Origin of the sequence: Phytoactinopolyspora endophytica (assembly GCF_004138495.1) — a bacterium.
GTDB lineage: Bacteria > Actinomycetota > Actinomycetes > Jiangellales > Jiangellaceae > Phytoactinopolyspora > Phytoactinopolyspora endophytica.
In genome coordinates this window covers 692,223-693,069 of record NZ_ML142849.1, presented here as the reverse complement: position 1 = coordinate 693,069, position 847 = coordinate 692,223, and the positions used below count along the sequence as shown (strand labels likewise).

Genomic DNA, 847 nt, shown 5'->3' with positions numbered 1-847 from the left:
ACTCGAAAAAGGATGCCGGAGGCCGGTAAGTGATCGTTGCGCCGCCGGAGAGTGCTGTTCCCGCCGAGAAGCTCGGTGCGGTTCATTTCGTGGGCATCGGGGGAGCGGGGATGAGCGGTATCGCCCGCATCCTGCTGGCCCGGGGCATCGAGGTGTCCGGGAGCGACGCCAAGGATTCGGGTGTGCTGACCGGCCTGCGTGCGCTCGGCGCGCGGGTGCATGTGGGGCATGACGCCGCCAACGTGGGGCACGCGGACACCGTCGTCGTGTCGACGGCGATCCGCGAGACCAACCCCGAGGTCGTGGTGGCCCGGGAACGGTGCCTGCGGGTGCTGCCGAGAGCGTCCGCGCTGGCCGCCGTGATGATGGGGCGCCGGGCGATCGCCGTCGCCGGGACGCACGGTAAGACCACGACGACGTCGATGCTGACGGTGGCGCTGCAGCATTGCGGCGCGGACCCGTCGTTCGCGATCGGGGGCAACCTCAACGAGTCCGGCGCCAACGCGCACAACGGCAGCGGGGATTTCTTCGTGGCCGAGGCCGACGAGAGCGACGCGTCGTTTCTCGCCTACGACCCTGAAGTCGCGATCGTGACCAACGTCGAGGCGGACCATCTTGACAACTACGGCACCGAGGAGGCGTACTTCGCGGCATTCGACGCGTTCGCCGACCGGGTGCAGGGCTTCATGGTGATCTGCGCCGACGACGCCGGGGCGCGGGCTCTGGGCGAGCGCGCGGCGGCTCGCGGCACCACGGTACACACGTACGGGGAGTCACCTGACGCGATGGTCCGGCTCGCCGACTTCGACCTGTCCGACTACGGCGCATCGTTCGAGCTGGTCGCGCG

At 69.5% G+C, this 847-nt stretch carries 1 protein-coding gene; it reads left to right on the top strand.

Features of this window, described 5'->3' with window-relative positions:
- Positions 1–29: 29 nt before the first annotated feature.
- Positions 30–847 (top strand): UDP-N-acetylmuramate--L-alanine ligase (locus tag ELR45_RS36610; protein ID WP_240759108.1); only part of this gene is annotated, 818 nt, incomplete at its 3' end.